Here is a 25,750-nt window from a genome sequence, read left to right as displayed (position 1 = left end):
GCCAGCCGCAGCCGCTTCCTCGCTCCCCCCGGACCGCCGAAACTGACTCAAATGCCGAACGCAGCGAAGCTCGCAGCCATCGATCCAAGCGGCTTCCTCCGCATTTTCCGTCGGTACGATAACCCGCGCTATTCCGTGCTCCCGGGCCGTTGCTATCATGGATAAGACGCCGGGGACCGATCGGACGGAACCGTCCAGCGCGAGCTCTCCGATGATCAACGTATCCCTTAGCGCTTCGTCCGGCAGCTGTCCGCTCGTCTTGAGAATGCCCAGGGCGATGGCCAAGTCGAAGGCGGAGCCTTCTTTGCGCAAATCCGCCGGCGCCAGATTCACCGTAATCCGCTGCAAAGGAAACGTAAAACCGCAATTTTTGATCGCCGCCCGGACACGCTCCATCGATTCTTTGATGGCCACGTCGGGCAGCCCGACGATCATCATCTGCGGCAAACCATTGCTGAGATCCACCTCGACTTCGACCAGCTTTCCGTCCACGCCATGCAGACAAGCGCTAATCACTTTTCCGTACATAAATAAACACACCTTTCCCATGTCGATTCATGGCCAAAGGTGCTTCCTTATCCGCCTTATCCATATAACTGCTATTTTAATATGTCCACTCGTTCGGCGCAACCGAATCGTACCGCTCCCGGGACGTTTCCGGATAAAAAATGTACATTTGGCAAAAATAATCGACGAGGTGATCATGACATGCAGGAAAAACCTTATTTTTGTCCGAATTGCCGTTCCAACCGTGTCAAATTCAGCATGATCTCAAGCTTTTCCCAGCCCTTTCTCAAGGACGCGCTTTCCGGAACCGTTCAAGAGGTGGCCGAGCCGCAGCGCATCGAAGAAACCGAGCCGACCATTCAGTGTATGGTATGCAGCTTCACCGGAAACGAAATGCGTTTCGTGAAGCAAGCGGAACGGGAGCCCCGGGCGGCGACGCCGACCAATTCGACTTATTAATAACAGAAACTGCGTGCGGCGCATCTATTTCGGTATGTCGAATACCGGATCGATGCGCTTTTTACATGTTTCGCTGTCATGCATGGTTAATTTTCCAAATAACTATTCTTTTCGACGCTTATAAAAAAGATGTATCAAATATTTAACACAAAATATAAGGAAACCGCTCGAAAAAAGTGGTACAATGATAAAGGTTTGCCGTTTAGGACATGCTAATGTTTGGCAACCGGACGTTTATTAGCGAGTGGACTCGTCCCGTGCTTGGGAAGGGTCGATTCCATATAGTAAGTCATTACCGATAGGAGGATTTTGCTAAATGAATATCCATGAGTATCAAGGCAAAGCAGTGCTGAAACAGTACGGGGTTGCCGTACCGGAAGGAAAAGTGGCTTTCACGGTAGACGAAGCGGTGGAAGCGGCCAAGTCGCTCGGTACTCCCGTAGTTGTCGTGAAAGCGCAAATTCACGCCGGCGGCCGCGGTAAAGCGGGCGGCGTCAAAGTTGCCAAGAACCTCGACGAAGTTCGTACATACGCACAGGAAATCTTGGGTAAAGTCCTCGTTACGCATCAAACCGGCCCGGAAGGCAAAGAAGTAAAGCGCCTTCTGATCGAGCAAGGCTGCGATATTAAGAAAGAATACTACATCGGTCTCGTGGTCGACCGCGCTACGGGCCGCGTCGTCATGATGGCTTCCGAAGAAGGCGGAACGGAGATCGAAGAAGTTGCCGCCCGCACTCCGGAGAAAATTTTCAAAGAAGTTATCGACCCGGCTGTCGGTCTGCAAGCGTTTCAAGCGCGCAAGCTGGCTTATGCCATCAATATTCCGGGCGAGCTCGTAGGCAAAGCCGTTAAATTCATGACCGCTTTGTATACGGCCTTCGTCGAAAAAGATTGCTCCATCGCCGAGATCAACCCGCTCGTCGTTACGGGAGACGGCAACGTTATGGCGCTTGACGCGAAGCTGAACTTCGACTCCAACGCGCTGTTCCGTCATAAAGACATCGTCGAGCTGCGTGATTTGGACGAAGAGGACGCAAAGGAAATCGAAGCTTCCAAGTTCGACCTGAGCTACATCGCGCTCGACGGCAATATCGGCTGCATGGTTAACGGCGCAGGTCTGGCGATGGCGACCATGGATATTATCAAATACTATGGCGGCGAACCGGCCAACTTCCTCGATGTAGGGGGCGGCGCTACGAAAGAGAAAGTAACCGAAGCGTTCAAAATCATCCTGTCCGACGAGAATGTAAAAGGAATTTTCGTTAACATTTTCGGCGGCATTATGAAGTGCGACATTATCGCCGAAGGCGTTGTGGCTGCGGCGAAGGAACTGGGTCTGGACCGTCCGCTTGTCGTACGTCTGGAAGGCACGAACGTGGATCTCGGCAAAAAGATTTTGAACGAGTCCGGCCTTAACATCGTGGCTGCGGATTCGATGGCCGACGGCGCGCAAAAAATCGTTGCGCTGGTGAAGTAATCTCTTTCGGCAACAGCACCTTTTTCTTTCATTACTATTAGAGGATGTGAACTTTAACCATGTCTATTTTGGTTGATAAAAATACGAAGGTCATCACTCAGAACATGACAGGCAAGACAGGCATGTTCCATACGCTGGGCGGCCTGGAGTACGGCACGCAAATGGTAGCAGGCGCAGTTCCGGGTAAAGGCGGCACGAATGTTGATTTCACGCTGGAAAACGGCACGACTGTAACTCTTCCAGTGTACAACACCGTACTGGAAGCGAAAAATGCGACCGGCGCTACCGCTTCGGTCATCTACGTTCCGCCGGCTTTTGCTGCGGATTCGATCATGGAAGCCGTTGACGCCGAACTGGATCTCGTCATCTGCATCACCGAAGGTATTCCGGTGCTTGATATGGTCAAAGTCAGCCGTTACATGGAAGGCAAAAAGACCCGTTTGATCGGGCCGAACTGCCCAGGCGTCATCACTCCGGGCGAGTGCAAAATCGGCATCATGCCGGGCTACATCCATATGCCGGGCCATGTCGGCGTCGTATCCCGAAGCGGAACGCTGACTTACGAAGCGGTACATCAGCTGACGACTCGCGGCATCGGCCAATCGTCTGCCGTAGGAATCGGCGGCGACCCGGTTAAAGGCTCCGAGTTCATCGATATCCTGAAGCTGTTCAACGAAGATCCGGATACCTATGCCGTGATCATGATCGGTGAAATTGGCGGCTCCGCGGAGGAAGAAGCGGCAGAGTGGATCGCGGCGAACATGAAGAAGCCGGTTGTCGGCTTCATCGGCGGCCAAACGGCGCCTCCGGGGAAACGGATGGGCCACGCAGGCGCCATCATTTCCGGCGGCAAAGGAACGGCAGCGGAGAAAGTCGCAACGATGGAGCGCTGCGGTATCAAAGTAGCGCCAACGCCTTCCGAAATGGGCTCCACCCTGGTAAGCGTATTGGAAGAAAAAGGCCTGCTCGAAAAGTGCATCACCAAGAAGTAAGCAGCCTTTCGCATCAATGACGAGATGGCAAGCAGCCTCTCAAATCCGTATTGGATACGGGTTTGAGAGGCTTTTTTTATTTTGGCTAGACCTTACAAATGAAGAAAGTTGTTTCTGACTAAAGGAGTGAGCTATACTATATGGACAACCGAAGCATGCTATTTGCCTTGCATCATATGGAAGGTGTCGGTTCGAAGACGATTGGCAGGCTGATGCGCCAGTTTCCTCAATTATGCGATATCCTTTCGCTCAGGAGCGCCGATTGGCTCGAATTCGGCCTAACCCCGGCCCGGGCCGAACAAATGGTTAGAGGACTCCGCAATTTAACCGAAGCTCAACTGGACGCCAAGCGATCCCGTTACGAGGAGCTGCACATCGAATGGGTAGTGCTCGGGGATGACCGTTATCCGGCGATGCTTCTGGAGACGGCCGATCCGCCTTGGATTTTGTATTACCGGGGAGAGCTGGATATCGTAAACCGCCCGTGCATTGCCATGGTCGGGACGCGGACTCCGACCGCTTACGGAAAAATGACGGCCGAGCGCCTGGCCGAATCGCTTTCTGCAGCAGGAGTATGCGTGGTAAGCGGACTTGCCAGGGGGATTGACAGCGCAGCCCACGAAGGAGCTTTGCGCAGCCATGGGGGCACGATAGCCGTGCTGGGCTGCAGCATCGAGACGGTGTATCCGCCCGAGAACAAATCGCTTTACCGTAAAATTTCCGAATGCGGACTGCTTCTTTCCGAATACCCGCTCGACACAAGGCCGCATCCCGGCTTGTTCCCGCAGCGCAACCGCATTATTGCCGGACTGAGCCTCGGCGTTGTCGTGGTGGAAGCGGCGCTGAAAAGCGGCTCCCTTATCACGGTCGACCAGGCGCTGGAAGCTTCGCGCGACGTTTTTGCCGTTCCCGGGCCGATCTCCTCCCCCAAGAGCGAGGGCACGCTATCCCTGCTGAAGCAGGGCGCCAAGCTGGTCACCGAAGCGGCAGACATATTGGAGGAGTACGCAGGCCGGATATCCTTGGATCAAAAGGCATACATTATGAATACAACGGAAGTAAAGCCAGCCTTGTCTAAAGATGAGCAAAAAATTGTTGACATGCTTCGGATCCGACCTCTTACGATCGACGAGCTGCTTTCGCAAAGCCAATTTACCTTTGGACATTTGCATTCAGTTCTGATAAATTTACTAATGACGCGCAGGATCGTCGAACTACCGGGTTCGGTGTACGCCGTACCTTGATGGTCATACATATTTCCATTGTCGAAGGGGGCAAGACCCTATGGCCGATTCGTTAGTCATTGTGGAGTCACCCGCAAAAGCCAAAACGATCAGCAAATATTTAGGAAGCAAATATATTGTAAAAGCATCGATGGGGCATATTCGGGATTTGCCGAAAAGCCAGATCGGAGTCGAAGTCAAGAAAAATTTTGAACCGAAATATATTACGATTCGCGGTAAAGGCTCCGTGCTCAAAGAGCTTAAGGACGCCAGCAAGCGCGTTAAAAAAGTATATCTCGCAGCGGACCCTGATCGCGAAGGCGAGGCGATTGCCTGGCATTTGGCTCATTATCTTGAGCTGCCCGATCAGGAGGCGTGCCGTGTCGTATTTAACGAAATAACGAAGCAGGCGGTCAAGGATGCCTTTAAGACGCCCCGTAAAATCAATCAGGACTTGGTAAACGCGCAGCAGGCGCGGCGCATATTGGACCGGCTCGTAGGCTACAAAATCAGCCCGCTGCTCTGGAAGAAGGTCAAGAAAGGGCTATCCGCCGGCCGGGTGCAATCCGTGGCCGTAAAGCTGATCTACGACCGCGAGAATGAGATTAAAGCGTTCGTGCCCGAAGAGTATTGGACCATTACGGCCAAGTTGTCCTCGGGAAAAGCCGATTTCGAAGCGAAATTTTACAGCGTAGACGGCGAAAAGAAAGAGCTGAAGAACGAAGCGGAAGTGAACGCCGTCCTGGCCGCGCTTCAGAAGGCCGATTTTATTGTAAGCGAAGTCAGGGAAAAGGAGCGTCTCCGCAACCCGTCCCCTCCGTTCATTACAAGCTCGCTCCAGCAGGAGGCGGCCCGCAAATTAAACTTCCGCGCGGCCAAGACGATGTCCGTAGCACAGCAATTATATGAAGGAATCGATCTCGGCAGCGAGGGGACGGTCGGCTTGATTACGTATATGCGTACCGATTCGACCCGGATTTCCCCTGTGGCTCAGGAAGAAGCCAAGGAGTATATCGTGCAAAAATTCGGGGAGTCCTTCTATCCCGAAACGCCGCGCGTCTATACGAAGAAGAATACGAACGCGCAGGATGCGCACGAAGCGATACGTCCGAGCTCGGTGCTTCGGGAGCCGGACCAGATCAAAGAATACTTGAGCCGCGATCAATACCGCCTTTACAAGCTCGTTTGGGAGCGTTTCGTTGCGAGCCAAATGGCTTCTGCAGTTCTGGATACGATGACCGTCGATTTAACGGCCGCCAACACCATTTTCCGGGCCGTCGGTTCGAAGGTGAAGTTCCATGGCTTTATGAAGGTGTACGTGGAAGGCAACGACGATGCTGCGGCAGATACAGGGGATGACGACAAGCTGCTCCCGCCTCTGAAAGAAGGGGACAAGGTCAAAAAGCAGCAGATCGATCCGAAACAGCATTTTACGCAGCCTCCGCCGCGTTTTACGGAAGCGCGTTTGGTTAAAGCGTTGGAAGAAATGGGCATCGGACGTCCGAGTACCTACGCTCCGACCCTCGAAACCATCCAAAAACGCGGTTATGTGGCGATAGAAGAGAAGAAATTTGTGCCGACCGAGCTCGGCGAGCTGGTCATTCAGCAGATGATCGAATTTTTCCCGGAAATTTTGGATGTGGATTTTACCGCCCATATGGAAGAGGGGCTGGACCACATCGAGGAAGGGAAGGAAGATTGGGTCCGCGTGCTGAGCGAGTTTTACGAATCGTTTGAGAAGCGGCTGGAAGTGGCCGAGGAAGAGATGGAAAAGGTAGAAATTCAGGATGAGGTTTCCGATGAGATCTGCGAGAAATGCGGCCGCCATTTCGTCTACAAGATGGGACGCTTCGGCAAGTTTCTGGCCTGCTCCGGTTTTCCGGATTGCCGGAATACGAAGCCGATTGTCAAGGATACCGGCGTCACCTGTCCGAATTGCCACGAAGGAAAAATTATCGAACGCCGGAGCAAAAAAGGACGCATCTTCTATGGATGCGACCGCTATCCGGACTGCGATTTCGTCTCTTGGGATAAACCTGTAGGGCACCCGTGTCCGAAGTGCGGCGCGATGCTCGTCGAAAAGCGCAACAAATCAGGAACGTTCACCCAATGCGTATCCTGCGACTTTAGAGAAGAAGCGAAAGAAGAGCAAGATCAGGACTAACTTGTCATCTGGCTTCATATAGGAGGAACGGAAGTTGACTGAGGTACCGAAAGTGACCGTCATCGGCGCGGGCTTGGCAGGCAGCGAAGCTGCTTGGCAAATCGCAAGCCAAGGCGTGCCGGTGGTTTTGTACGAAATGCGTCCCGTAAAAAAAACGCCTGCGCACATTTCCGATCAATTTGCCGAGCTCGTCTGCAGCAATTCGCTGCGGGCTAACGGGTTGACGAATGCCGTGGGCGTATTGAAGGAAGAAATGCGCATTCTGAACTCGTTAATCTTGCGCGCGGCCGACAAGCATGCCGTTCCGGCCGGCGGGGCGCTTGCCGTCGACCGGGAAGGCTTCTCGGGCGAGGTGACGTCCTTGCTGCGCAACCATCCGCTGATCGAGGTGCGCAACGAAGAGCTGGAGTCGCTTCCCGAAGGGATTGTCGTCGTCGCGACCGGACCGCTGACCTCGCCTGCGCTTTCCAAGCATTTGCAGGAGCTGACGGGCGAGGAGTATTTATACTTCTATGATGCGGCAGCGCCGATTGTGGAAAAAGAATCGATCGATATGAGCAAGGTTTACCTTGCCTCCCGTTATGATAAAGGGGAAGCGGCCTATTTGAACTGCCCGATGACCGAAGAGGAATTCACGGTGTTCTATGAAGCCTTGATCTCTGCGGAAACGGCGCCGGTGAAGGAGTTCGAGAAAGAGATTTATTTCGAAGGCTGCATGCCGATCGAAGTGATGGCGAAGCGCGGCCGGCAAACCGTCCTGTTCGGTCCGATGAAGCCTGTGGGGCTAATCAATCCGCATACGGGCGAATTGCCATATGCGGTCGTTCAGCTGCGTCAGGACAACGCGGCGGGTACGCTCTACAATTTAGTAGGCTTTCAGACCCATTTGAAGTGGGGCGAACAGAAACGTGTATTTTCCCTTATTCCCGGATTGGAAAACGCGGAGTTTGTCCGGTACGGCGTCATGCACCGCAACACTTTCATCAATTCCCCCAGGCTGCTGCGCCCTACGTACCAGTTCAGAAACCGGGACAACTTGTTCTTTGCCGGACAGATGACCGGCGTGGAAGGATACGTCGAGTCGGCCGCTTCGGGGCTCATTGCGGGCATGAACGCGGCGCGCTACGCCAAAGGCCAGGAGCTGTTCGTACTGCCCCCGGATACCGCGCTCGGCAGCATGGCGCAATACATCACGACGGCAGATTTCAAGCATTTTCAGCCGATGAATGCCAATTTCGGGCTTTTTGCTCCGCTTGATGAGAAGATCAAGAACAAGAAGCTCAAATACGAAAAAATTGCTATGCGTGCAATTGAGAAAATTCAGAATTTTTCACAAAACCTATACAATTCGCCTTGTAAATAAAACATGTACTGTGTTACGATAGATCCGAATATTATCTTGCTCCGCTATCGCGGAGCCTTCCCCGAACTAAGCTTGAAACAGCTTAGTTTTCGTCTTGTAGACAACTAAATTTATGCAGAAGCAACAGGTTCTGGAAGCCCGCAGCGAGTGTTATTGTGGGCGGAAAAGCGCTTAATCCGAAGCTTTTCTTTACAATGGAGGAGGAATATCGGGCTCATGGAGCAATTTCACGCCACGACGATTTTTGCCGTCCGCCATCAGGGCAAGGGCGCTATTGCAGGGGACGGACAAGTGACCTTCGGCAACAGCATGGTCATGAAAAGTCAAGCCAAAAAGGTGAGAAGATTGTATCGCGGCAATGTCATAGCCGGTTTCGCCGGATCGGTCGCCGATGCGATTACATTATTCGAGAAGTTCGAGGCGAAGCTGGAAGAGCACCACGGCAATTTGCAGCGGTCGGCCGTCGAACTGACTAAAGATTGGCGGCAGGATCGTGTGCTGCGCAGGCTGGAGGCGATGATGATCGTGATGGACCGGAGCGGGCTGCTGCTTCTGTCGGGTAACGGGGAAATCATCGAGCCGGACGACGGCATCCTGGCGATCGGTTCCGGGGGCAGCTTTGCGCTCGCGGCCGGCCGGGCGCTGCACCGTTATGCGCCGCAGATGAGCGCGAAGGAGATCGCCCATGCCGCGCTTACGATGGCGGCCGAGATTTGCGTGTTTACGAATCATAATATCATTGTCGAAGAAATCGAATGATCCAGGAGGTTATGACGTTGAAGCAAATAGCCTTAACCCCCAGAGAAATCGTAGCCGAATTGGATAAGTATATCGTCGGACAGAAGCAGGCCAAGAAGTCCGTTGCCGTCGCGCTGCGCAACAGGTACCGCCGGAGCTTACTTGAAGAGTCGCTGCGCGACGAGATCGCGCCGAAGAACCTGTTAATGATCGGACCGACCGGCGTCGGCAAGACGGAAATCGCCCGCCGAATGGCAAAGCTGGTCAATGCGCCGTTTATCAAAGTCGAGGCGACCAAATTTACGGAAGTCGGATATGTCGGACGCGATGTCGAGTCGATGGTCCGGGATTTGGTGGAAACGTCGATCCGCATGGTAAAAGCGGAGAAAACCGATAAGCTTAAGGACCGTGCGGAGCAAATGGTTCACGACCGGATCGTATCCATCCTTGTACCTAGTCCGTCCAAGCATCGGGGTCAGCGCAATCCGTTGGAAATGCTGTTTGGCCAACAAAATGCGGGCCATACGGATACGGAGCCGGAAACGGATTCGTCGATTGCGTCCCGCAGGCAGGAAGTCAGGGAACGTCTTCTGAGCGGCGAGCTTGAGAATCAAGTGATTGAAATCGAGGTGGAGGATAGTTCTCCTTCGATGTTCGATATGCTGGCGGGACAGGGCAACGAACAAGCGGGCATGAATATGCAGGAACTGTTCGGAAGCCTGATGCCAAAGCGCACGAAAAAGCGCAAGCTCCCGATCAAAGAAGCGCGCAAGGTGCTGCTTCAGGAGGAAGCGCAAAAGCTGCTGGATATGGACGAAGTGATCCAGGAAGCGGTGAAGCGGGCCGAGCAGGGGGGCATCATTTTTATCGACGAGATTGATAAGATCTGCAGCTCCAGCCGCGGCAGCGGGCCGGACGTCTCGCGTGAAGGCGTGCAGCGGGACATTTTACCTATTGTCGAAGGATCGACCGTCATGACCAAATACGGCCCTGTAAAAACGGATTATATCTTGTTTGTGGCGGCAGGGGCATTCCATATCGCGAAACCGTCGGATTTGATTCCCGAGCTTCAGGGGCGGTTTCCGATCCGGGTCGAACTTAGCAGTTTATCGGAGCAGGACTTTGTGCTCATATTGAAGGAGCCGAAAAATGCGCTGACCAAGCAATATACGGCACTGCTGGAAACCGAAGGGATTCGAGTCGAGTTTTCCGATGAAGCGATTCTGGAAATCGCCCGGATTGCCGCGGACGTAAATCAGAATACCGACAACATCGGCGCCCGCCGGTTGCATACCATTTTGGAGAAATTGCTGGAGGATTTGTCCTTCGAAGCGCCGGAAATCACCCTTGAGCAGATCGTAATTTCACCGGAGTATGTCAGGGAAAAGCTGTCCGGTATCGTGCAGAACCGGGACCTCAGCCAGTATATTTTGTAATCGTCAACTTTGGAGGCAAGAGTAATGACACTTTTGATGAAAACCAGAAGGCTGAATAAACTGCTGCAAAAGGAAGCGGGGAATCCGGTCAGTTTTATGGATATGGCTGCAGTCCTAAGCGATATTTTGCAGGCGGATATATTTGTCGTCAGTCGGAGAGGGAAGGTGCTGGGAAGCGCGTTTACAACGCCCGTATTCGAGGCCGGCGTGAACGAAACGGTGCTCCAGGAAAACCGGTTTCCGCCCGAATATAACCAGCTTCTGCTCAAAGTGGAGGAGACATCCTCCAACTTGGAGGCAGGCAGCGAATTCGATATCTTTCGACAAATTTCAACAGATTCAGGCTTTTACATGACGATTGTGCCAATTATCGGTGGCGGTGAACGATTGGGAACGCTTGTTCTTACGAAAAACAACGGCATGTTTATCGATGACGATTTGATTTTGGCGGAATACGGTTCAACAGTCGTGGCGATGGAAATTTTGCGCGAAAAAGCGGAGCAAATTGAGATCGAAGCCCGGGGGAAAGCGGTCGTTCAGGTGGCGGTCGGTTCGTTATCCTTCAGCGAGCTGGAAGCGGTCGAGCATATTTTTGAGCAGCTTGAAGGGTCGGAAGGCCTGCTTGTAGCCAGCAAAATCGCGGATCGTGTAGGGATTACCCGTTCGGTGATCGTCAATGCCCTGCGCAAGCTGGAAAGCGCGGGTGTCATTGAAACGCGTTCGCTTGGCATGAAGGGAACGTATATTCGCATTTTGAACGATCAATTGATGGCTGGAATCCAAAGTGTGAAAGCGTAGTCAGTATTCTCAAAAACGTGAAATATTTAACATTTTGGGCTCTATATGCAAATATAGGGCTTTTTTCATATTGTATTCACTTCCAAGATCTCTCAATATAGATGTAGTTCTCGTTTACTACATTTTACGACAAACCCTATTGTATTTTTTTTATGTTTAGATGTCGAAGGAAGGAGGATATTACGTTATCTTGTTGAATAACTAGATTCAGAATCATCCTTGGAAAGTGGGAGTCAACGCATGAATATTTTAAACAAGCCCTCATTTCAAACGCTGGAGCGTGCTCTTGATGCCGCCGCACTTAGGCAAAAAGTGATTGCCGACAATGTGGCAAATGTCGACACGCCCTTTTTCAAACGGTCGGAAGTTCGTTTTGAAGAACTGCTGCAGCAGGAAATGAACGGAGCCGGGATTGAAGGGTATCGGACCGATCCGAGGCATTTTTATATCGGCCGCCCGGCAAAGCCGGAGCCGCAAATCGTTCGTGACAACCAGTCCATGATCAATAACAACTTGAATAACGTCGATATCGATTACGAAATGGCGCTTATGGCCAAAAACCAGCTTCGGTACAACGTAATGGTTCAGCAAGTCAGCGGCGAGATCAAAAAAATCAGAACAGCTATCGGCGGGAGAGTGTAACGGATGAGACTTACAAACGGATTTGACATCAGTTCTTCCGCACTAACGGCGCAGCGCTTTCGGATGGACGTCATTTCGTCCAATATTGCCAATGCGGATTCGACAAGAGCACGAATGGTCAACGGTAAATGGGTCCCGTACCAGCGCAAGCTTGTGTCTTTCGAACCAAAGCAGCAAAATTTCGCCGAGTCGCTTGCCAATGCCATGTCCGGTAAAAATGCGGGAGCCGGGGACGGCGTTCGGGTAACTCAAGTGATCGACGATCCTTCTCCTTTTAGGCAGCATTACGACCCGACGCATCCGGATGCGGACGAGAACGGCATGGTACTTTTGCCCAATGTGGACATTTTGAAAGAAATGGTCGATATGATCTCGGCTACCCGGTCCTACGAAGCTAACGTCACCGCGCTGAACGCTTCCAAGGCTTTGATCGGGAAAGCGTTGGAAATCGGGAAATAGTTAACGAAAAGGAGTAATAATTCATGATCGAATCCCTGAAATTGCAGCAGCCGCAGCAGATTGCCGGCGCCGTTCAACCCAAAATCACAAGCGCGTCCGAAGTTACGGACCAATTCGGAAAATTTTTGAGCGACGCCATTGCCGATTTGAATGCTAAGCAGTCCACCGCCGATGCAATGAAAGGCCAGTTCGTCACAGGAGAAATCTCCGACGTGCATCAACTGATGATCGCCTCTGAAAAAGCGTCCTTGGGATTAGAGCTCACGGTTCAAGTGCGAAACAAAGTCATCGAGGCCTATCAAGAAATCATGAGAACGCAAATCTAATCTTCAAACGTACCTGACGAGGGTTCATCAGATGGGGTGAAACAGTGAACGAAAATGTGCTCCAATATTGGAATCGAACGAAACAATATTGGAATCAATTCAGCAAAACGCAGAAGTGGACTGTTATCGCAACTGTGATTTTAGTCATACTGACGGTAGGTATTATTAGTTATAATTTTTCTAAAACCGAGTACGCCTTGGCTTATACGAACTTGCAGCCTAGCGACGCAGCGGCCATCAAAGCGTATTTGGACGGCGCCAAGATTCCGTATCAGCTCAGCGAAGACGGAAAAAGCATCGGCGTTCCGCGCAGTCAAGTAGCGAGCGTCAAGCTTGCCGTCGAATCGCAAGGCTTGAACAAAAACGGCAATGTCGGCTACGGCGCCTTCAGCCAAAGCAGCACCTTCGGCACAACGGACAGAGAATTCGACGTCAAGTACGTCAATGCCATTCAAGGCGAGCTGCAGCAGCTCATCAACTCGAACAATGCGATCGCAAGCTCCAAAGTATTGATCAGCTTGCCACAGGAAAGCTTGTTCTTGCGGAAGGGGGAGGAACCGGAGAAAGCATCGGCCTCCGTCGTGCTTGATATCAAGCCTGGCTATACGCTTGATCAGGCCAAGGTCGATACGATGTATAACTTGGTTTCCCACAGCATTAAAGGACTGCCGATCGAAAACATAACGATTTCCGATCAAAACGGCGATTTGCTCGAGTACTCCAAGGCGAATGGCAAAGTGAGCGGAGCTTCCAATCTTGCTTTGCAGCAGTTCGAAATCAACAACAAATTCAGAAACGACGTGCAGCGCAACGTGCAGCAAATGCTTGGCTCCATTCTCGGCCGGGACAAAGTGATCGTAAGTGTGTTCTCTACGATGAACTTCGATCAGACGAGACGCAAGGAGCAGCTGGTAACTGCGCCGAATACGGTAGACCAAACCGGGCTCGATATTTCCATTCAAGAGATCCAAAAGAACTATACGAGCGACGGCAGCGCAGGGACGTCCGGCGTACCGGGAACGGGCGCGACGGATGTGCCGGGATACCCAGGCAGCAGCAACAGCGGAAAGACGAATTCCGAAGAGCTGCAAAAAACGGTAAACCGGGAAGTCAACCGGATTACGAACGAAATTGAAATGACGCCCTACATAGTAAAAGATTTAACCATTAACGTTGGCATTGAACCGCCCGATCCGCAAAATCCGGCCTCGCTTACGCCAGATACAATTAAAGCGGTTAGGGACATTCTCATCAACGTCGTGCGTGCAGGCTTGGCCGATAACAAGCAACAAATAACGGATGCAGAGCTTGAAAAAAAGGTAACCGTGTTTCCTCACGTGTTCGCTAAAACGAACGAAAATCAGGGAACGAGTACAAATTCGATGCTGCTCTACGGTGCGCTCGGCGGATTGGCTCTTGCTTTGCTCGGCGGAGGCGCCTACTGGTTTGTGCGCAGACGCAAAGCGCAGCAAGAGGAAGAAGAAGAGATCCTGGACGAGTCGCCGCGAGTGGAATTCCCGACCATCGATATCGATAACTTGAACAATGAAAATCAAGTGCGCAAGCAGCTGGAACAGCTTGCCAAGAAAAAACCGGATGAATTTGTTAATCTGCTCCGCACTTGGTTAGTAGACGAATAGAGGTGTGCAACACTTGGCTAAAGTACAGCAACCGGGTTTAACGGGGCGACAAAAAGCCGCAATTCTTTTGATTAGTTTGGGTCCGGAAGTGTCCGCTCAAATTTTTAAACATCTGCGTGACGAAGAAATTGAGCAGCTCACTTTGGAAATAGCCAATGTCAGAAAAGTTGACAATGCCGAAAAAGAAGCGATCTTGGCAGAGTTCCATCAAATTTGCTTAGCCCAAGAATTCATATCGCAAGGCGGTATCACTTATGCGAAAGAGATTTTGGAGAAAGCGCTCGGATCTCAGAAAGCATTGGATATCATCAATCGGTTGACGGCGACGCTTCAAGTGAGACCTTTCGATTTTGCCCGGAAAGCCGATCCTGCTCAAATCTTGAACTTTATCCAGAATGAAAATTCGCAAACCATTGCTCTGGTTCTTGCTTACCTGCAGCCGGAGCAAGCCTCCATCATTCTGTCTTCGCTTCCTCAGGAGAAGCAGGCGGATGTGGCGAAGCGCGTTGCTTTGATGGACAGCACGTCGCCTGAGGTCATCAGTCAAGTCGAGCGTGTGCTTGAGCAGAAGCTTTCCGCCACGGTTACGCAGGATTATACGAATGCCGGCGGGATTTCGGCCGTCGTTCAGATTTTGAACGGCGTCGACCGCGGGACGGAGCGTACGATCCTCGATTCGCTCGAGATTCAGGATCCTGAGCTTGCCGAGGAAATCAAAAAGCGGATGTTCGTGTTCGAAGACATTGTCAACATCGACAACCGCTCGATCCAACGGATTATCCGCGACATCGAGAATGCCGACCTCCAGCTGGCGCTTAAAGTGGCCAGCGAAGAAGTTCGGGAAGCCATTTTCAAAAACATGTCCAAGCGGATGGCCGAAACGTTCCGGGAAGAAATGGAATACATGGGTCCGGTTCGGCTGCGTGACGTCGAAGAAGCACAGACACGCATCGTAGCTACGATCAGGCGTTTGGAAGAAGCCGGTGAAATCATCATCGCCCGTGGCGGAGGAGATGATATTATTGTCTAATGTCATCAAATCGTTTCAATATGTAGCTATGGAAGACCGCAAGCTTGTAGAGCCTCCGGCACCTCCCGTTCTCAAACAAGAACCGCTGCAAGACGGCGAACTGACGGAGGAGCAACAGCTTGAGCTCGACAATCTAATGCAGATGAAGGACCAGATTCTTCAAGACGCCGAATCGTTTGCCGAAGAACAAGTACGCGCCGCCATGGATGAAGCCGCAGCCATCAGACAGCAGGCCCAAGCCGAGATCGAAGCTTGGTGGGACGAGCGCAGGCAGCTGGATCAGGAAACGATCGAGCAAGCGATGGACCGGGGCTTCGAGCAAGGCTATCAGGAAGGATTGGCCAGAGCCGAAGCGGAGCTTCGCCAGCAGTACGACAGCATGCTGCAGGAAGCGTCGCAAATTTTGGAACAATCGTACGTACTGAAGCAGCAGATCATTCAAGAATCCGAGCCGTTCTTAATCGAGCTCAGCTGCTCGATTGCCGAGAAAATCGTCGACCGCCAGCTGACGCTGGAATCCGAATGGGTCATCGAGCTGATCCAAAAGGTACTGTCTCGTCGAAGAGAAAAGGGAATTATTGCACTTTGTGTGTCGCCTTCTCAATTCTCCTATATACAAGACGCACGAGAAGAACTTTTGTTGCACTTAGATTCGCAAGCGGAGCTACAAATTATTCCGGATGCTTCGGTACAAGATCGCGGTTGCGTTATTCGTTCCTCCTTCGGAAGCATCGACGCCCGCATCGACACGCAGCTGAACGAAATCAAGAATGCGCTTCGGCAAGTGGCGCTGCGAAGCGAGGGATCTTAGATCATGCAGGTGCCATCCGCACAGAAGTACATAGAGCATTTAAGCCAGGTGGACCCGATCCGCGTTAATGGAAAGGTCACTCAGGTCATTGGATTAACGGTCGAGTCGGAGGGACCGGATGCGAGCATCGGCGACGTATGCTACATCTATCCGCTCAAATCGAACCAGCCGCTCAAGGCGGAAGTTGTCGGCTTTAAGAACAACAAGGTTATCCTTATGCCGCTCGGCGAGCTTCATGCGATCGGACCCGGCTGCGATGTGGTCGGTACGGGCAAGCCGTTGACGGTGCAGGTAGGACACGAACTGCTCGGCAAAGTGCTGGACGGGCTCGGACAACCGCTGGACGGAACATTTTTGCCGTCGCGCATGACACAATATTCTACTAATAATATACCTAGCAATCCGTTAAAGCGGCCGCGCGTTCTGGATCCGATAAGCGTTGGCGTACGCTGCATCGACGGTTTGCTGACGATCGGCAAGGGACAGCGCGTCGGTATTTTCGCCGGGTCCGGCGTCGGCAAAAGTACGCTGATGGGAATGATTGCCCGCAACACGTCAGCCGATGTGAATGTGATTGCGCTTATCGGGGAACGCGGTCGGGAGGTGCTCGATTTTATCGAACGCGATCTTGGTCCCGAGGGGCTGGCCCGTTCCGTTGTCGTTGTCGCCACGTCGGATCAACCGGCGCTCATCCGGATCAAGGGGGCGCTGATCGCGACGGCCATCGCCGAATTTTTTCGCGATCGCGGGATGAACGTGATGCTGATGATGGATTCGGTGACCCGCTTTGCGATGGCACAGCGCGAAGTCGGCTTGGCGGTAGGCGAACCTCCCGCAACTCGCGGCTATACGCCTTCCGTATTTGCAACGCTTCCTAAGCTGCTGGAGCGGTCGGGCACCGGGCCTAAGGGCTCCATTACGGCATTTTATACGGTTCTAGTCGATGGGGATGATATGAATGAGCCAATTGCGGATGCCGTACGGGGAATACTGGATGGTCATATCGTGTTGAACCGTAACATAGCCAACCGCGGGCACTACCCCGCTATCGACGTTCTTGCGAGCGTAAGCCGGGTGATGAAAGAAATTGTTCCTCACGAGCAGCAGCTTGCGGCCGAAAACTTGAAAAGATTGCTATCTGTGTATAAAGATTCGGAAGATCTGATCAATATCGGGGCGTACCAGCGAGGATCAAATTCAGAAATTGATCAATCTCTCGACGCTATCCAAGCGATATGGGATTATACGCGGCAGCGCGTCACGGAGAAGCTGACATACGCGGAAGCGCAGGAAAGGCTAATTCGAGAATTTTACAGGGGATGAGAAGGAGCATGCGGTTTCGATACGCTTTTCAAAAAATCGTTGATTTGAAGATAAACGAGAAAACGCAAGCGGAATGGATGCTGTCCGAAGCGATCGGCAAAATGCGTGCGGAGGAATCTTCTCTGGCGGATTTGGAGAAAGCCAAGTACGAGATGCAGGAAGAGCTGCATAAGTCTTCCAGCCAAGTGACGACGGTATCCAACCTGCTCATGCTGCAAAGTTACGTGAACCATATTGACGGGCGCATTCAGCTCAAGCATAGGGATGTGCAAGCAGCCAAAACGATCGTGCAGCTCAAGCAGGATGATTTGACCGGTAAGATGCTTGAAGAAAAAGTATGGACGAAAGCGAAGGAAAGAGCGTTTCAGCATTTTTCCAGCGAAGTTTTGAAGAAAGAGCAAAATCAATTGGACGAAATGGCGACGAATCGTTTTAAACGGCTTTCGTAACTAATGAACATGCGGGGAGGTGAGGAAGTGGCAAACACAGATACGGAGCAGTCCTCCTCTTACGGAGCTATGGAGCGGTTTTTAATATGGTTCCTAATCCCTTTTGTTTTTACAGCTGTACTGCTCGGCGTTCTGCTGACGATTTTCGATTATGACGTAATGAACAACGTCCTGCGGGCGGCCAATAAAATTCCAATCGTAAACAGCATCGTCCCGGATCCGAAAACGAAGGAGACGGCAACCCAGTCGGAAGAGGCTCAACCCGCCGGGGCCGAGTCGTCCGCACCGGCACAGGATCATGCGAATACCGATACGACGGCGAAGCTTCAGGAATTGGAGCAGGCGCTGAAAAAGGCTGAAGCCGCGCTGCAGCAGCGGGATGAGACCATAAAGGAATTGCAGCTTAAGAATAGTACATTGGAAGAAAGCGCAAAAAGCAAGACCTTAAGCGATGAGGAGTATGCGCAGCAGATTCAACAGCTTGCCACCATGTATGCGAAGATGTCGCCAAGCAAATCGGCGCCGATTATGGAGAACCTAACCTCCAAAGAACTGGTTCTGGTGCTTGGGATGATGAAGCCGGATGAGCGCGTAAAGGTGTTGGAGAAAATGGACCCGAAGAAGGCCGCTGACGCTTCGATTCTGCTAAAGGACCAAACGAACGTAAGAGATACGGAGATTGCAGCCTTGCAGGAACGCGTGAAGGAATTGGCGGCACAGAGCAAGCAGCCTGCGGACAAGCTGAGCAAAGACGATTTGGGCAGCACGTTCGCGAATATGACGCCGAAAAGCGCAGCTACCGTCTTGCTGGAGATGCAAAAATCGAATCCCGACAAAGTGATCTCTATCTTGAGCTCTATGGATAGCGGCGGACGCTCCAGAGTTTTGTCGGCCATATCGGAACAGTCCAAGGAAACCGCAGCGCTGATCTCAGCCAGGCTGGTTCAATAAATATAATGGAAAGGAGGTGAAAAAAGATGGAAATTTCGACACAAACCTCTGTGGCTGCTTCTGCCGGGACATCTGCTGCCGGATCGAACGCTTCCGCCAGTACGGGGAGCGCAGCCGGAGGGGCCGGATCCTTCTCGTCGGCGCTAAGCGGAATGATGACGGGCGATGCTTCCGGAGCGGGGACTACCACCGCAGGAACCGCCGGCTTATCAGCACTTGCCCAGCTGATCGCTCCTTTACTTGCCGCGCTCCCGCAGACGGCGGATCAGGCTCAGGCTCAAACGGTGCAACAAATCGACGGCTTAATCCAACTGCTTGACTCGGCTAAGGGCGAGGATGCGAGCACGCTGATGAACAACCCGGATTTGCAAGCGTGGTTGCTGCAGCTTCAAGCGCTGCTGGCGGCACTTCCCCTGAATCAGCAGGAGACCGATCAAGCGGCTGTTCCAACAGGTGAAGGAAGCAATCCGGAAGAGAGTGCGGATGCGCTGAATCCGCTGCTGTTTATTCCTTTGACGCCTGCTGTGGACACGTCGGCGGAGACGAAGACCGGTGAACTTGGCTCGATTCAGCAGCCCAAAGCGCTGACGGCGCAGGAAGCCGCCGCATTGTTGAAACAGTTGAAAGACCTGGTAGCGGAAGGAAAAACAGATCCGAAGCTTCAGCAAACCGTAAAAGAGCTGCCGGCTGTTCTGTTATCGGCCGCGTCCAAATTAAGCGAACTGCAAAAACCAAGCGCCGATCAGCACCGCGTTTCTTCTACTATACAGACTGCGGCGACAGCGGAAGCGGCCCCGTCTTCGGATGCCGGGAAGCTTGTCCAAGTGGTCGCCAGCCCGGTGCAGAAGCTCGAAGCGCTTACAGCGAAAGCCTCGATAGTACAGCTTCATTTGGACCCGCCGAAAGGCGACGAAGGGCCTTTGTTTGAACCGCTGAACGCAGGAATGGCAGAAGGTGCGGAAAATCAGCCGATGCCGCTGCACGAGTACATTAAGCAGCAAGGCGGACATGCGCAGGTAAAAGCGCCGGTTGTGCAGATGCAAGCAGCTACCTTTTCGGAGGACATGACGCAGTTTGTCGTTCGTTCCTTGGTTATGGGGACCTCGGCGGACGGGATGACGGAGGCGAAAATTTCATTGTATCCTCAGCATCTCGGACATGTTGAAGTGAAGCTGACCATGCAAAACGGTCATCTGATTGCCCAGTTCGTAGCGGACAGCTTGGCCGGTAAGGAAATGCTGGAGAGCCAGTTGTCGCAGCTGAGAACGACATTGCAAAGTCAGGGCATCCAAGTGGAGAAGCTTGAAGTAAGCCAAAGCCAGAACTACCAGTCCGGCATGTTCCAGGAAGGACGCCAGCAGCAGTCCGGACAATCCTCCAAGCAGCAGAAAGCGGCCAGCGGCCGAATTGCCGCGATGGAAGACGAAGTGAAGGAAGAAGCGAAGACTTCGAGCGCCGCAGGCAGCCTGGGAACCGGATCGATTGACGTTACGGCCTAAGCAAGCTTACACCGATGGAGCAGGGGGTGAAACCGTGCCCGATTCAAATGTCAGCACCAAGAACATATGGCCGTATTACGCCAAAGGAAATATTCAAAAGGCCGGCAAAGCCGAGGAAAAAGGGAAATTGGGACAAGACGAATTTCTTAAAATTCTCATGACTCAATTGCAAAACCAAGATCCGACGCAGCCGCTGCAGGACAAAGAATTCATCGCTCAGATGGCTCAATTTACATCCGTCGAGCAGCTTACCAAAATGAGTTCGGAAATGAAAATGCTTCGGCAGTCGCTAGGATTTGCTTCCAGTTTGATTGGTAAAAAGGTTACCTACACCTACGTTGACAAAAACAACAAATCCATCGTCAAAACCGGAACTGTGGAATCCATCCTTATGAAGAAGGACGAGCAGTATGCAAAAATTAACGGCGACGAAGTGAAGATCGATCAGATCAGCCAGATTTCCAATCCGGAGGTAACTCCATGACGGATCGAATAACGGTTGGTCGTCTGTTTCCGAATGCACTAGCACCGCAGCCCGTACGACGAACGGACCCGGAACCAAGGGTTCAGACAACCTCGTTCGATGCGATGCTGCAAAATCAGCTCGTTCGTTTCAGTCATCACGCGGAAGAACGTTTGCGGCAGCGGGGCATTCAGCTTGGGCCCGAGCAGCTTGTCAAGCTCAATACCGCGATTGACAAAGCTGCGAGCAAAGGGGCAAAGGACTCGTTGATGCTGCTCAACGATACCGCTCTGATCGTCAACATCAAGAATCGCACGGTAGTTACAGCCATGGACGGAGCATCGATGAAAGACAACGTATTTACCCAAATCGACTCGGCCATGATTATTTCGTAAGATAGGCCGGCCCGAATTTCGGAGGCCAAGGTTGTGGACCGACTGAAACAACCGCAGAACGAACGTATGATAGAGCTTGCTGTAACTAACCTTAATTACATCATCATTGACAACTGTTTTCATCCATCGATGCGCAGTTGCAATATGGGAGGATAACTATCGATGTTAAGATCGCTTTATTCCGGCGTTTCGGGTATGAGAGGCTTTCAAACGAAGCTTGACGTCATCGGCAACAACATCGCAAACGTGAATACGTACGGCTTCAAAGGCAGTCGCGTAGCGTTCAAAGACATCATGAGCCAAAAGATCTCAGGGGTGACGGCCCCGACGGATACTGTGGGCGGCGTGAATGCCAAACAAATCGGACTTGGCGTGACGGTTGGCGCTATCGATACTCTCCACACTCCGGGCAGTGCCCAAACGACGAATAAAATAACGGATTTGCGGATTGACGGAGACGGGTTCTTCCTTGTATCGCCAACTACTGATGTAGATGGGCAGCCGCTCCTTACACGTGCCGGCAATTTTGATCTGGATGCCCAACGTCGTCTCGTTACGGCGGACGGTATGTTCGTTCTGAACACCGGGGGTACGGCTGTGGCGCTGGAAGACACCGTGACCTCGTTCTCGATTTCGCAATCCGGCGAAATTATTGCGATCGGAGCTGACGGGGCTGCAACGCCAACAAATCAGTTCATCGCCGTAGCCAAAGTAACAAATCCGGGCGGCCTTGAAAAAGTCGGCGGCAACTTGTACCGGACGACGCCAAACTCGAATACGGAAGAAATCGATCCTGCTGCTTCCTTAGCCAACAACCCAGCTACGGGAACCGGCGCTATCATTTCCGGGCAGCTGGAAATGTCCAACGTGGATTTAACGTCCGAGTTTACGGAAATGATCATCGCTCAGCGCGGCTTCCAGTCCAACTCGAGAATTATTACTACATCCGACGAAGTGCTTCAAGAAGTCGTCAATCTGAAACGATAGTTTGCTTCAAGGGGGAGGGACTCTCCCCCGATTTTATCCTTTCGGAGGTAACCGATGGTCCGCCTGACACGGCTTAATGGGAAAGCAATCGTCCTGAACGCGCTTTTGATCGAATCAATCGAAGAAACGCCGGACACTATGATCACGCTGGTGACCGGTAAAAAAATCATGGTGCTCGAGCCGGTGACGGAAGTAATGGACACCGTACACCGCTTTTTGCAAACCGTAGGTCTTGTCGGCGGTACGGTTAAGAGCCTGAATTCGGAGGGGTCGTAAGTTGTTTAAAAGCAGAATTTTCATTATGATTGTTGCTATTCTTATTGCGATTACATTGATATTGACGGCTGCGTTCGTCCTGTGGAACTATATGGATAAAGCGAATCAGAACCCTCAAGAGCAGGCGCAAAGTTCTGCCCGCGACGTAAAACAAGCCAAGAAGCTGACCCCGGATGAGGTCAAGCAAAATACAGTCATCATGAAAGACGTGCTTACCAATTTGGCCGGGGGCAATGGCAAATTCATTAAATTGAGCTTTGCCTTTGAACTTGAAAACAAGAAGGCCAAGGAAGAGTTTGAGAAGCTGGACAGCCAAATGAAGGCCATTGTCATTCAAACGCTTTCCGATATGACACCGGAGCAAGTATCGGGAAGCAAAGGCTTCGACAATCTCACTTCCGCCCTTATGAATAAAATGAACCCTCTTCTCCAAGCGGGAAAAATGAATCAAATCTTGATTACGGATTTCGTACTCCAATAACTACATAGCATACTGCAGCAGTTCAAAGGAGGTGACGCTAATGGTTGATGTTCTTTCACAGAATGAGATTGACGCCCTGCTAGCGGCGCTTTCTTCAGGGGAAATGGATGCGGAGGAGCTTAAAAAGGAAGAGACGCAGAAAAAAATACGGGTTTACGATTTTAAACGAGCCGTGCGTTTCTCCAAGGATCATATCCGGAGCTTAACCCGAATTCATGAAAACTTTGCCAGGTATTTGACGACTTATTTTTCCGCCCAGCTTAGAACCTTTGTCCAGATCAACGTAGTGCAGGTCGAACAGCTGCCTTACGACGAATTCATCCGGTCCATTCCGAAGATGACAATTCTGAACATCTTTGAAGCGGAGCCGCTGGAAGGCCGCATGGTGCTTGAGGTTCACCCGAACGTAGCCTTTGCGATGCTGGATCGGCTGTTAGGCGGAGCGGGGACATCCCCAACGAAAATCAATGCCTTGACCGAGATCGAGACCATTGTCATCGAACGGATTTTCAGCCGGGCCTTCGACAGTTTGCAGGAGGCTTGGAAGACGGTTATCGATTTGTCTCCGCGGCTGGAAGCCCTCGAAACGAACCCGCAATTTATGCAGATCGTCTCGCCTAACGAAACGATCGCGCTGATCTCGCTCAGCACCAAAATCGGCGACACGACCGGGATGATCAACCTGTGTATCCCGCATGTCGTCATCGAACCGATTATGCCGAGACTGTCGGTGCACCATTGGTTCGTTTCCCAGAAAAAAACAAGCGCGCCGGAGGAGCTGACGGCTCTGCAGTCGAGGCTGCATAAAGCGAAACTGCCGATTATCGCGGAGCTGGGTTCCTCCCAAATTTCCGTGAGGGAGTTTTTGAACCTCAACGCCGGGGATGTCATTACGCTTGGCAAATCCGTGAATGAGCCGTTAGACATTCGCATAGGGGAAAAGCTGAAGTTTTACGGCAGTCCCGGAACGACGCGAGGCAAGCTGGCTGTCCAAATCAGCGAGATTGTCCAAGAAGAAGGAGTGGAAGAGAATGACGAATAACAAGGATTATTTGTCTCAAGAAGAGATTGATGCGCTATTGAGACAATCGGGCGATAGCGGCTCCTCCGCTATTTCCGAATTTGTTCCTCAAGTAGAAGATTATTTGTCTTCTTTGGAGCAAGATGCGCTTGGCGAAATCGGAAACATTACATTCGGAAGCGCGGCTACTGCACTTTCCACCCTGCTTGGCAAAAAGGTGGATATTACGACTCCGAAAGTATCCATCATCGCTCATTCCGAGCTCGCCGACGAGTTTCCGAAGCCGCACGTGGCTGTCCATGTGAATTATGTCGACGGATTTCATGGGATTAACCTTCTGGTGATCAAAACCCGGGATGCTCAGGTCATCGCCGATTTGATGATGGGCGGAGACGGAACAGGACAAACGGAAGAGCTCAGCGAAATTCATATCAGCGCAGTTCAGGAAGCGATGAACCAAATGATGGGCTCGTCCGCTACATCGATGTCGACGATCTTCAACCGGTTTGTCAATATTTCTCCGCCGGGAATCGACATATTAAATTTAGCGTCAGGGGAAGGAACTGCCTCCCTGCCCCCAGAAGATGTATTTATCAAAATCTCTTTCCGATTGACGATCGGCGACCTGATTGATTCGACAATCATGCAGTTGCTGCCGGTTCCTTTCGCCAGAGAGATGGTGTCTACTTTAATGGGAGGTGGAGACGCAACAGAGGAACCTGCACCGGCGCCCGCCCAGTCCGCTCCCGTTTCCCAACCGGCACCGGAGCAGCCGGCCCATGCGGCGCCGAGCGCTTACGGACAAGATCCTTATTCGCAGCCTCCGGCAGGGCATCAACCGCCGCCGCAGCACGCTTATCAGCAGCCGGCGTACCAACAGCCGATGACTCCGCCTGCAGCGCAAGCTTATCCGCCGCAGCCGGCCAACTACGGTGTGCCGACGGCACGGGGAGTGAACGTACAGCCGGCTCAATTCGCCAACTTCAGTCATCCGCAGCTGTCTCCTGCAGAAGATACGAATTTGAATCTGCTGTTGGATATCCCGCTTAAAGTGACGGTGGAACTGGGCCGGACGCATAAGGTCATCAAGGACATTCTCGAATTGTCTCAAGGATCGATCATCGAGCTGGACAAGCTGGCCGGGGAACCTGTCGATATTTTAGTCAATAACAAATTGATCGCTAAAGGCGAAGTCGTGGTCATTGACGAAAACTTCGGTGTCCGCGTGACGGATATTGTGAATCAATGGGATCGGATTCAAAAATTGCAATAAAAAACAACTAACAAGATTACTCAAGCATTCTATAGGAGGAATGGTTACCCATGGCAAACCGTATTTTGATTGTAGACGACGCAGCATTTATGAGAATGATGATCCGAGATATTTTAACGAAAAACGGTTATGAAGTTGTCGGAGAAGCGAACGACGGCGCACAAGCGATTGAAAAATTTAAAGAGCTCCGACCTGATCTGGTTACGATGGACATCACGATGCCGGAAATGGACGGGATCCATGCGCTTAAAGAAATCAAGAAGATCGACGGAAACGCCAAGGTCATCATGTGCTCCGCGATGGGGCAGCAGGCTATGGTTATCGATGCGATCCAGGCAGGCGCCAAAGATTTCATCGTGAAGCCGTTTCAGGCGGACCGCGTTATTGAAGCGATTAAGAAAACCCTGGGATAATTCAGCTGCGGGGTTAAACGATGGGTCTTGCGCAAATTTGAAAGGAAAGTGAAATGTTGAGAAGACTCATAGCCAAGTTATCGTCCGGTGTTGCCATGGTTTGGATGCAAACAGCAGTATGGCCTGCTGCTGTTTGTTTCGCGGAACCGGAAAA

The 25,750-nt window shown here is 51.9% G+C and carries 28 protein-coding genes; 27 read left to right on the top strand and 1 reads right to left on the bottom strand.

Features of this window, described 5'->3' with window-relative positions; translation table 11 throughout:
- A partial coding sequence (locus tag PEH01S_RS22460; RefSeq protein WP_281281516.1) for a magnesium chelatase domain-containing protein occupies positions 1-528 on the bottom strand: 528 nt, incomplete at its 3' end.
- Positions 529-708: 180 nt separating this feature from the next.
- Between PEH01S_RS22460 and PEH01S_RS22455 the strand changes: the two genes are divergently transcribed.
- The 27 genes from PEH01S_RS22455 to PEH01S_RS22325 all read left to right on the top strand — a co-directional run bounded on the left by PEH01S_RS22455 (position 709) and on the right by PEH01S_RS22325 (position 25,596).
- Entirely contained in the window at positions 709-966 is a 258-nt protein-coding gene (locus tag PEH01S_RS22455; RefSeq protein ID WP_025850767.1) for a hypothetical protein, read from the top strand.
- A 316-nt stretch (positions 967-1,282) separates the two neighbouring features.
- A complete protein-coding gene (sucC, locus tag PEH01S_RS22450) occupies positions 1,283-2,443 on the top strand; it encodes an ADP-forming succinate--CoA ligase subunit beta (RefSeq protein WP_025850766.1) in 1,161 nt (386 codons plus the stop codon).
- Positions 2,444-2,502: 59 nt separating this feature from the next.
- Positions 2,503-3,435, top strand: a complete 933-nt coding sequence (gene sucD / locus PEH01S_RS22445; RefSeq protein ID WP_025850765.1) for a succinate--CoA ligase subunit alpha — start codon at positions 2,503-2,505, stop codon at positions 3,433-3,435.
- Between the two features lie 140 nt (positions 3,436-3,575).
- Positions 3,576-4,679, top strand: coding sequence for a DNA-processing protein DprA (gene dprA, locus PEH01S_RS22440; RefSeq protein WP_127488111.1), 1,104 nt, complete (start codon positions 3,576-3,578; stop codon positions 4,677-4,679).
- A gap of 40 nt (positions 4,680-4,719) precedes the next feature.
- A complete protein-coding gene (gene topA, locus PEH01S_RS22435) occupies positions 4,720-6,822 on the top strand; it encodes a type I DNA topoisomerase (RefSeq protein ID WP_025850763.1) in 2,103 nt (700 codons plus the stop codon).
- 34 nt (positions 6,823-6,856) lie between these two features.
- On the top strand, positions 6,857-8,185 hold the full coding sequence (trmFO, locus tag PEH01S_RS22430) for an FADH(2)-oxidizing methylenetetrahydrofolate--tRNA-(uracil(54)-C(5))-methyltransferase TrmFO (RefSeq protein ID WP_025850762.1): 1,329 nt from the start codon (positions 6,857-6,859) through the stop codon (positions 8,183-8,185).
- A gap of 216 nt (positions 8,186-8,401) precedes the next feature.
- Positions 8,402-8,944, top strand: a complete 543-nt coding sequence (gene hslV / locus PEH01S_RS22425) for an ATP-dependent protease subunit HslV (RefSeq protein WP_010491321.1) — start codon at positions 8,402-8,404, stop codon at positions 8,942-8,944.
- Positions 8,945-8,955: 11 nt separating this feature from the next.
- On the top strand, positions 8,956-10,359 hold the full coding sequence (gene hslU, locus PEH01S_RS22420) for an ATP-dependent protease ATPase subunit HslU (RefSeq protein WP_173426586.1): 1,404 nt from the start codon (positions 8,956-8,958) through the stop codon (positions 10,357-10,359).
- A 24-nt stretch (positions 10,360-10,383) separates the two neighbouring features.
- Positions 10,384-11,157, top strand: coding sequence for a GTP-sensing pleiotropic transcriptional regulator CodY (gene codY / locus PEH01S_RS22415; protein WP_025850760.1), 774 nt, complete (start codon positions 10,384-10,386; stop codon positions 11,155-11,157).
- A gap of 240 nt (positions 11,158-11,397) precedes the next feature.
- Complete coding sequence (gene flgB, locus PEH01S_RS22410) at positions 11,398-11,799, top strand: flagellar basal body rod protein FlgB (RefSeq protein ID WP_025850759.1); 402 nt, start codon at positions 11,398-11,400, stop codon at positions 11,797-11,799.
- Between the two features lie 3 nt (positions 11,800-11,802).
- The gene (gene flgC / locus PEH01S_RS22405; protein ID WP_025850758.1) at positions 11,803-12,258 is read left to right on the top strand and encodes a flagellar basal body rod protein FlgC; all 456 of its coding nucleotides are present in this window, start codon (positions 11,803-11,805) and stop codon (positions 12,256-12,258) included.
- A 23-nt stretch (positions 12,259-12,281) separates the two neighbouring features.
- Complete coding sequence (gene fliE, locus PEH01S_RS22400; protein ID WP_025850757.1) at positions 12,282-12,584, top strand: flagellar hook-basal body complex protein FliE; 303 nt, start codon at positions 12,282-12,284, stop codon at positions 12,582-12,584.
- Between the two features lie 44 nt (positions 12,585-12,628).
- A complete protein-coding gene (fliF, locus tag PEH01S_RS22395; protein ID WP_127488109.1) occupies positions 12,629-14,224 on the top strand; it encodes a flagellar basal-body MS-ring/collar protein FliF in 1,596 nt (531 codons plus the stop codon).
- A gap of 4 nt (positions 14,225-14,228) precedes the next feature.
- Positions 14,229-15,254: a flagellar motor switch protein FliG gene (gene fliG / locus PEH01S_RS22390; RefSeq protein WP_029191232.1), complete on the top strand. Its 1,026-nt coding sequence runs from the start codon at positions 14,229-14,231 to the stop codon at positions 15,252-15,254.
- Complete coding sequence (locus PEH01S_RS22385; RefSeq protein WP_025850754.1) at positions 15,247-16,065, top strand: FliH/SctL family protein; 819 nt, start codon at positions 15,247-15,249, stop codon at positions 16,063-16,065. Before fliG ends, PEH01S_RS22385 begins: the two co-directional genes overlap by 8 nt.
- 3 nt (positions 16,066-16,068) lie before the next feature.
- Positions 16,069-17,388, top strand: coding sequence for a flagellar protein export ATPase FliI (gene fliI, locus PEH01S_RS22380; RefSeq protein WP_025850753.1), 1,320 nt, complete (start codon positions 16,069-16,071; stop codon positions 17,386-17,388).
- A gap of 8 nt (positions 17,389-17,396) precedes the next feature.
- Entirely contained in the window at positions 17,397-17,837 is a 441-nt protein-coding gene (gene fliJ / locus PEH01S_RS22375) for a flagellar export protein FliJ (protein ID WP_127488107.1), read from the top strand.
- A 27-nt stretch (positions 17,838-17,864) separates the two neighbouring features.
- The gene (locus tag PEH01S_RS22370; RefSeq protein ID WP_127488105.1) at positions 17,865-18,788 is read left to right on the top strand and encodes a MotE family protein; all 924 of its coding nucleotides are present in this window, start codon (positions 17,865-17,867) and stop codon (positions 18,786-18,788) included.
- 26 nt (positions 18,789-18,814) lie between these two features.
- On the top strand, positions 18,815-20,287 hold the full coding sequence (locus PEH01S_RS22365) for a flagellar hook-length control protein FliK (protein WP_127488103.1): 1,473 nt from the start codon (positions 18,815-18,817) through the stop codon (positions 20,285-20,287).
- A gap of 34 nt (positions 20,288-20,321) precedes the next feature.
- Complete coding sequence (locus PEH01S_RS22360; RefSeq protein ID WP_025850749.1) at positions 20,322-20,771, top strand: flagellar hook capping FlgD N-terminal domain-containing protein; 450 nt, start codon at positions 20,322-20,324, stop codon at positions 20,769-20,771.
- Positions 20,768-21,145, top strand: a complete 378-nt coding sequence (locus PEH01S_RS22355; RefSeq protein WP_025850748.1) for a TIGR02530 family flagellar biosynthesis protein — start codon at positions 20,768-20,770, stop codon at positions 21,143-21,145. Before PEH01S_RS22360 ends, PEH01S_RS22355 begins: the two co-directional genes overlap by 4 nt.
- Positions 21,146-21,307: 162 nt before the next feature.
- Complete coding sequence (flgG, locus tag PEH01S_RS22350; RefSeq protein ID WP_025850747.1) at positions 21,308-22,132, top strand: flagellar basal body rod protein FlgG; 825 nt, start codon at positions 21,308-21,310, stop codon at positions 22,130-22,132.
- A gap of 54 nt (positions 22,133-22,186) precedes the next feature.
- Positions 22,187-22,408, top strand: coding sequence for a flagellar FlbD family protein (locus tag PEH01S_RS22345; RefSeq protein ID WP_010491294.1), 222 nt, complete (start codon positions 22,187-22,189; stop codon positions 22,406-22,408).
- Position 22,409: 1 nt separating this feature from the next.
- Complete coding sequence (locus tag PEH01S_RS22340) at positions 22,410-22,889, top strand: flagellar basal body-associated FliL family protein (RefSeq protein WP_025850746.1); 480 nt, start codon at positions 22,410-22,412, stop codon at positions 22,887-22,889.
- Positions 22,890-22,929: 40 nt separating this feature from the next.
- Complete coding sequence (fliM, locus tag PEH01S_RS22335; RefSeq protein ID WP_025850745.1) at positions 22,930-23,931, top strand: flagellar motor switch protein FliM; 1,002 nt, start codon at positions 22,930-22,932, stop codon at positions 23,929-23,931.
- Entirely contained in the window at positions 23,921-25,183 is a 1,263-nt protein-coding gene (fliY, locus tag PEH01S_RS22330) for a flagellar motor switch phosphatase FliY (RefSeq protein WP_025850744.1), read from the top strand. The genes fliM and fliY overlap by 11 nt, the downstream gene beginning before the upstream one ends.
- Before the next feature lie 50 nt (positions 25,184-25,233).
- Complete coding sequence (locus tag PEH01S_RS22325) at positions 25,234-25,596, top strand: response regulator (protein WP_025850743.1); 363 nt, start codon at positions 25,234-25,236, stop codon at positions 25,594-25,596.
- Positions 25,597-25,750 lie beyond the last annotated feature (154 nt).

The organism is Paenibacillus ehimensis NBRC 15659, assembly GCF_004000785.1.
GTDB lineage: Bacteria > Bacillota > Bacilli > Paenibacillales > NBRC-103111 > Paenibacillus_G > Paenibacillus_G ehimensis.
This window is presented reverse-complemented; position numbering and strand designations above follow the sequence as displayed.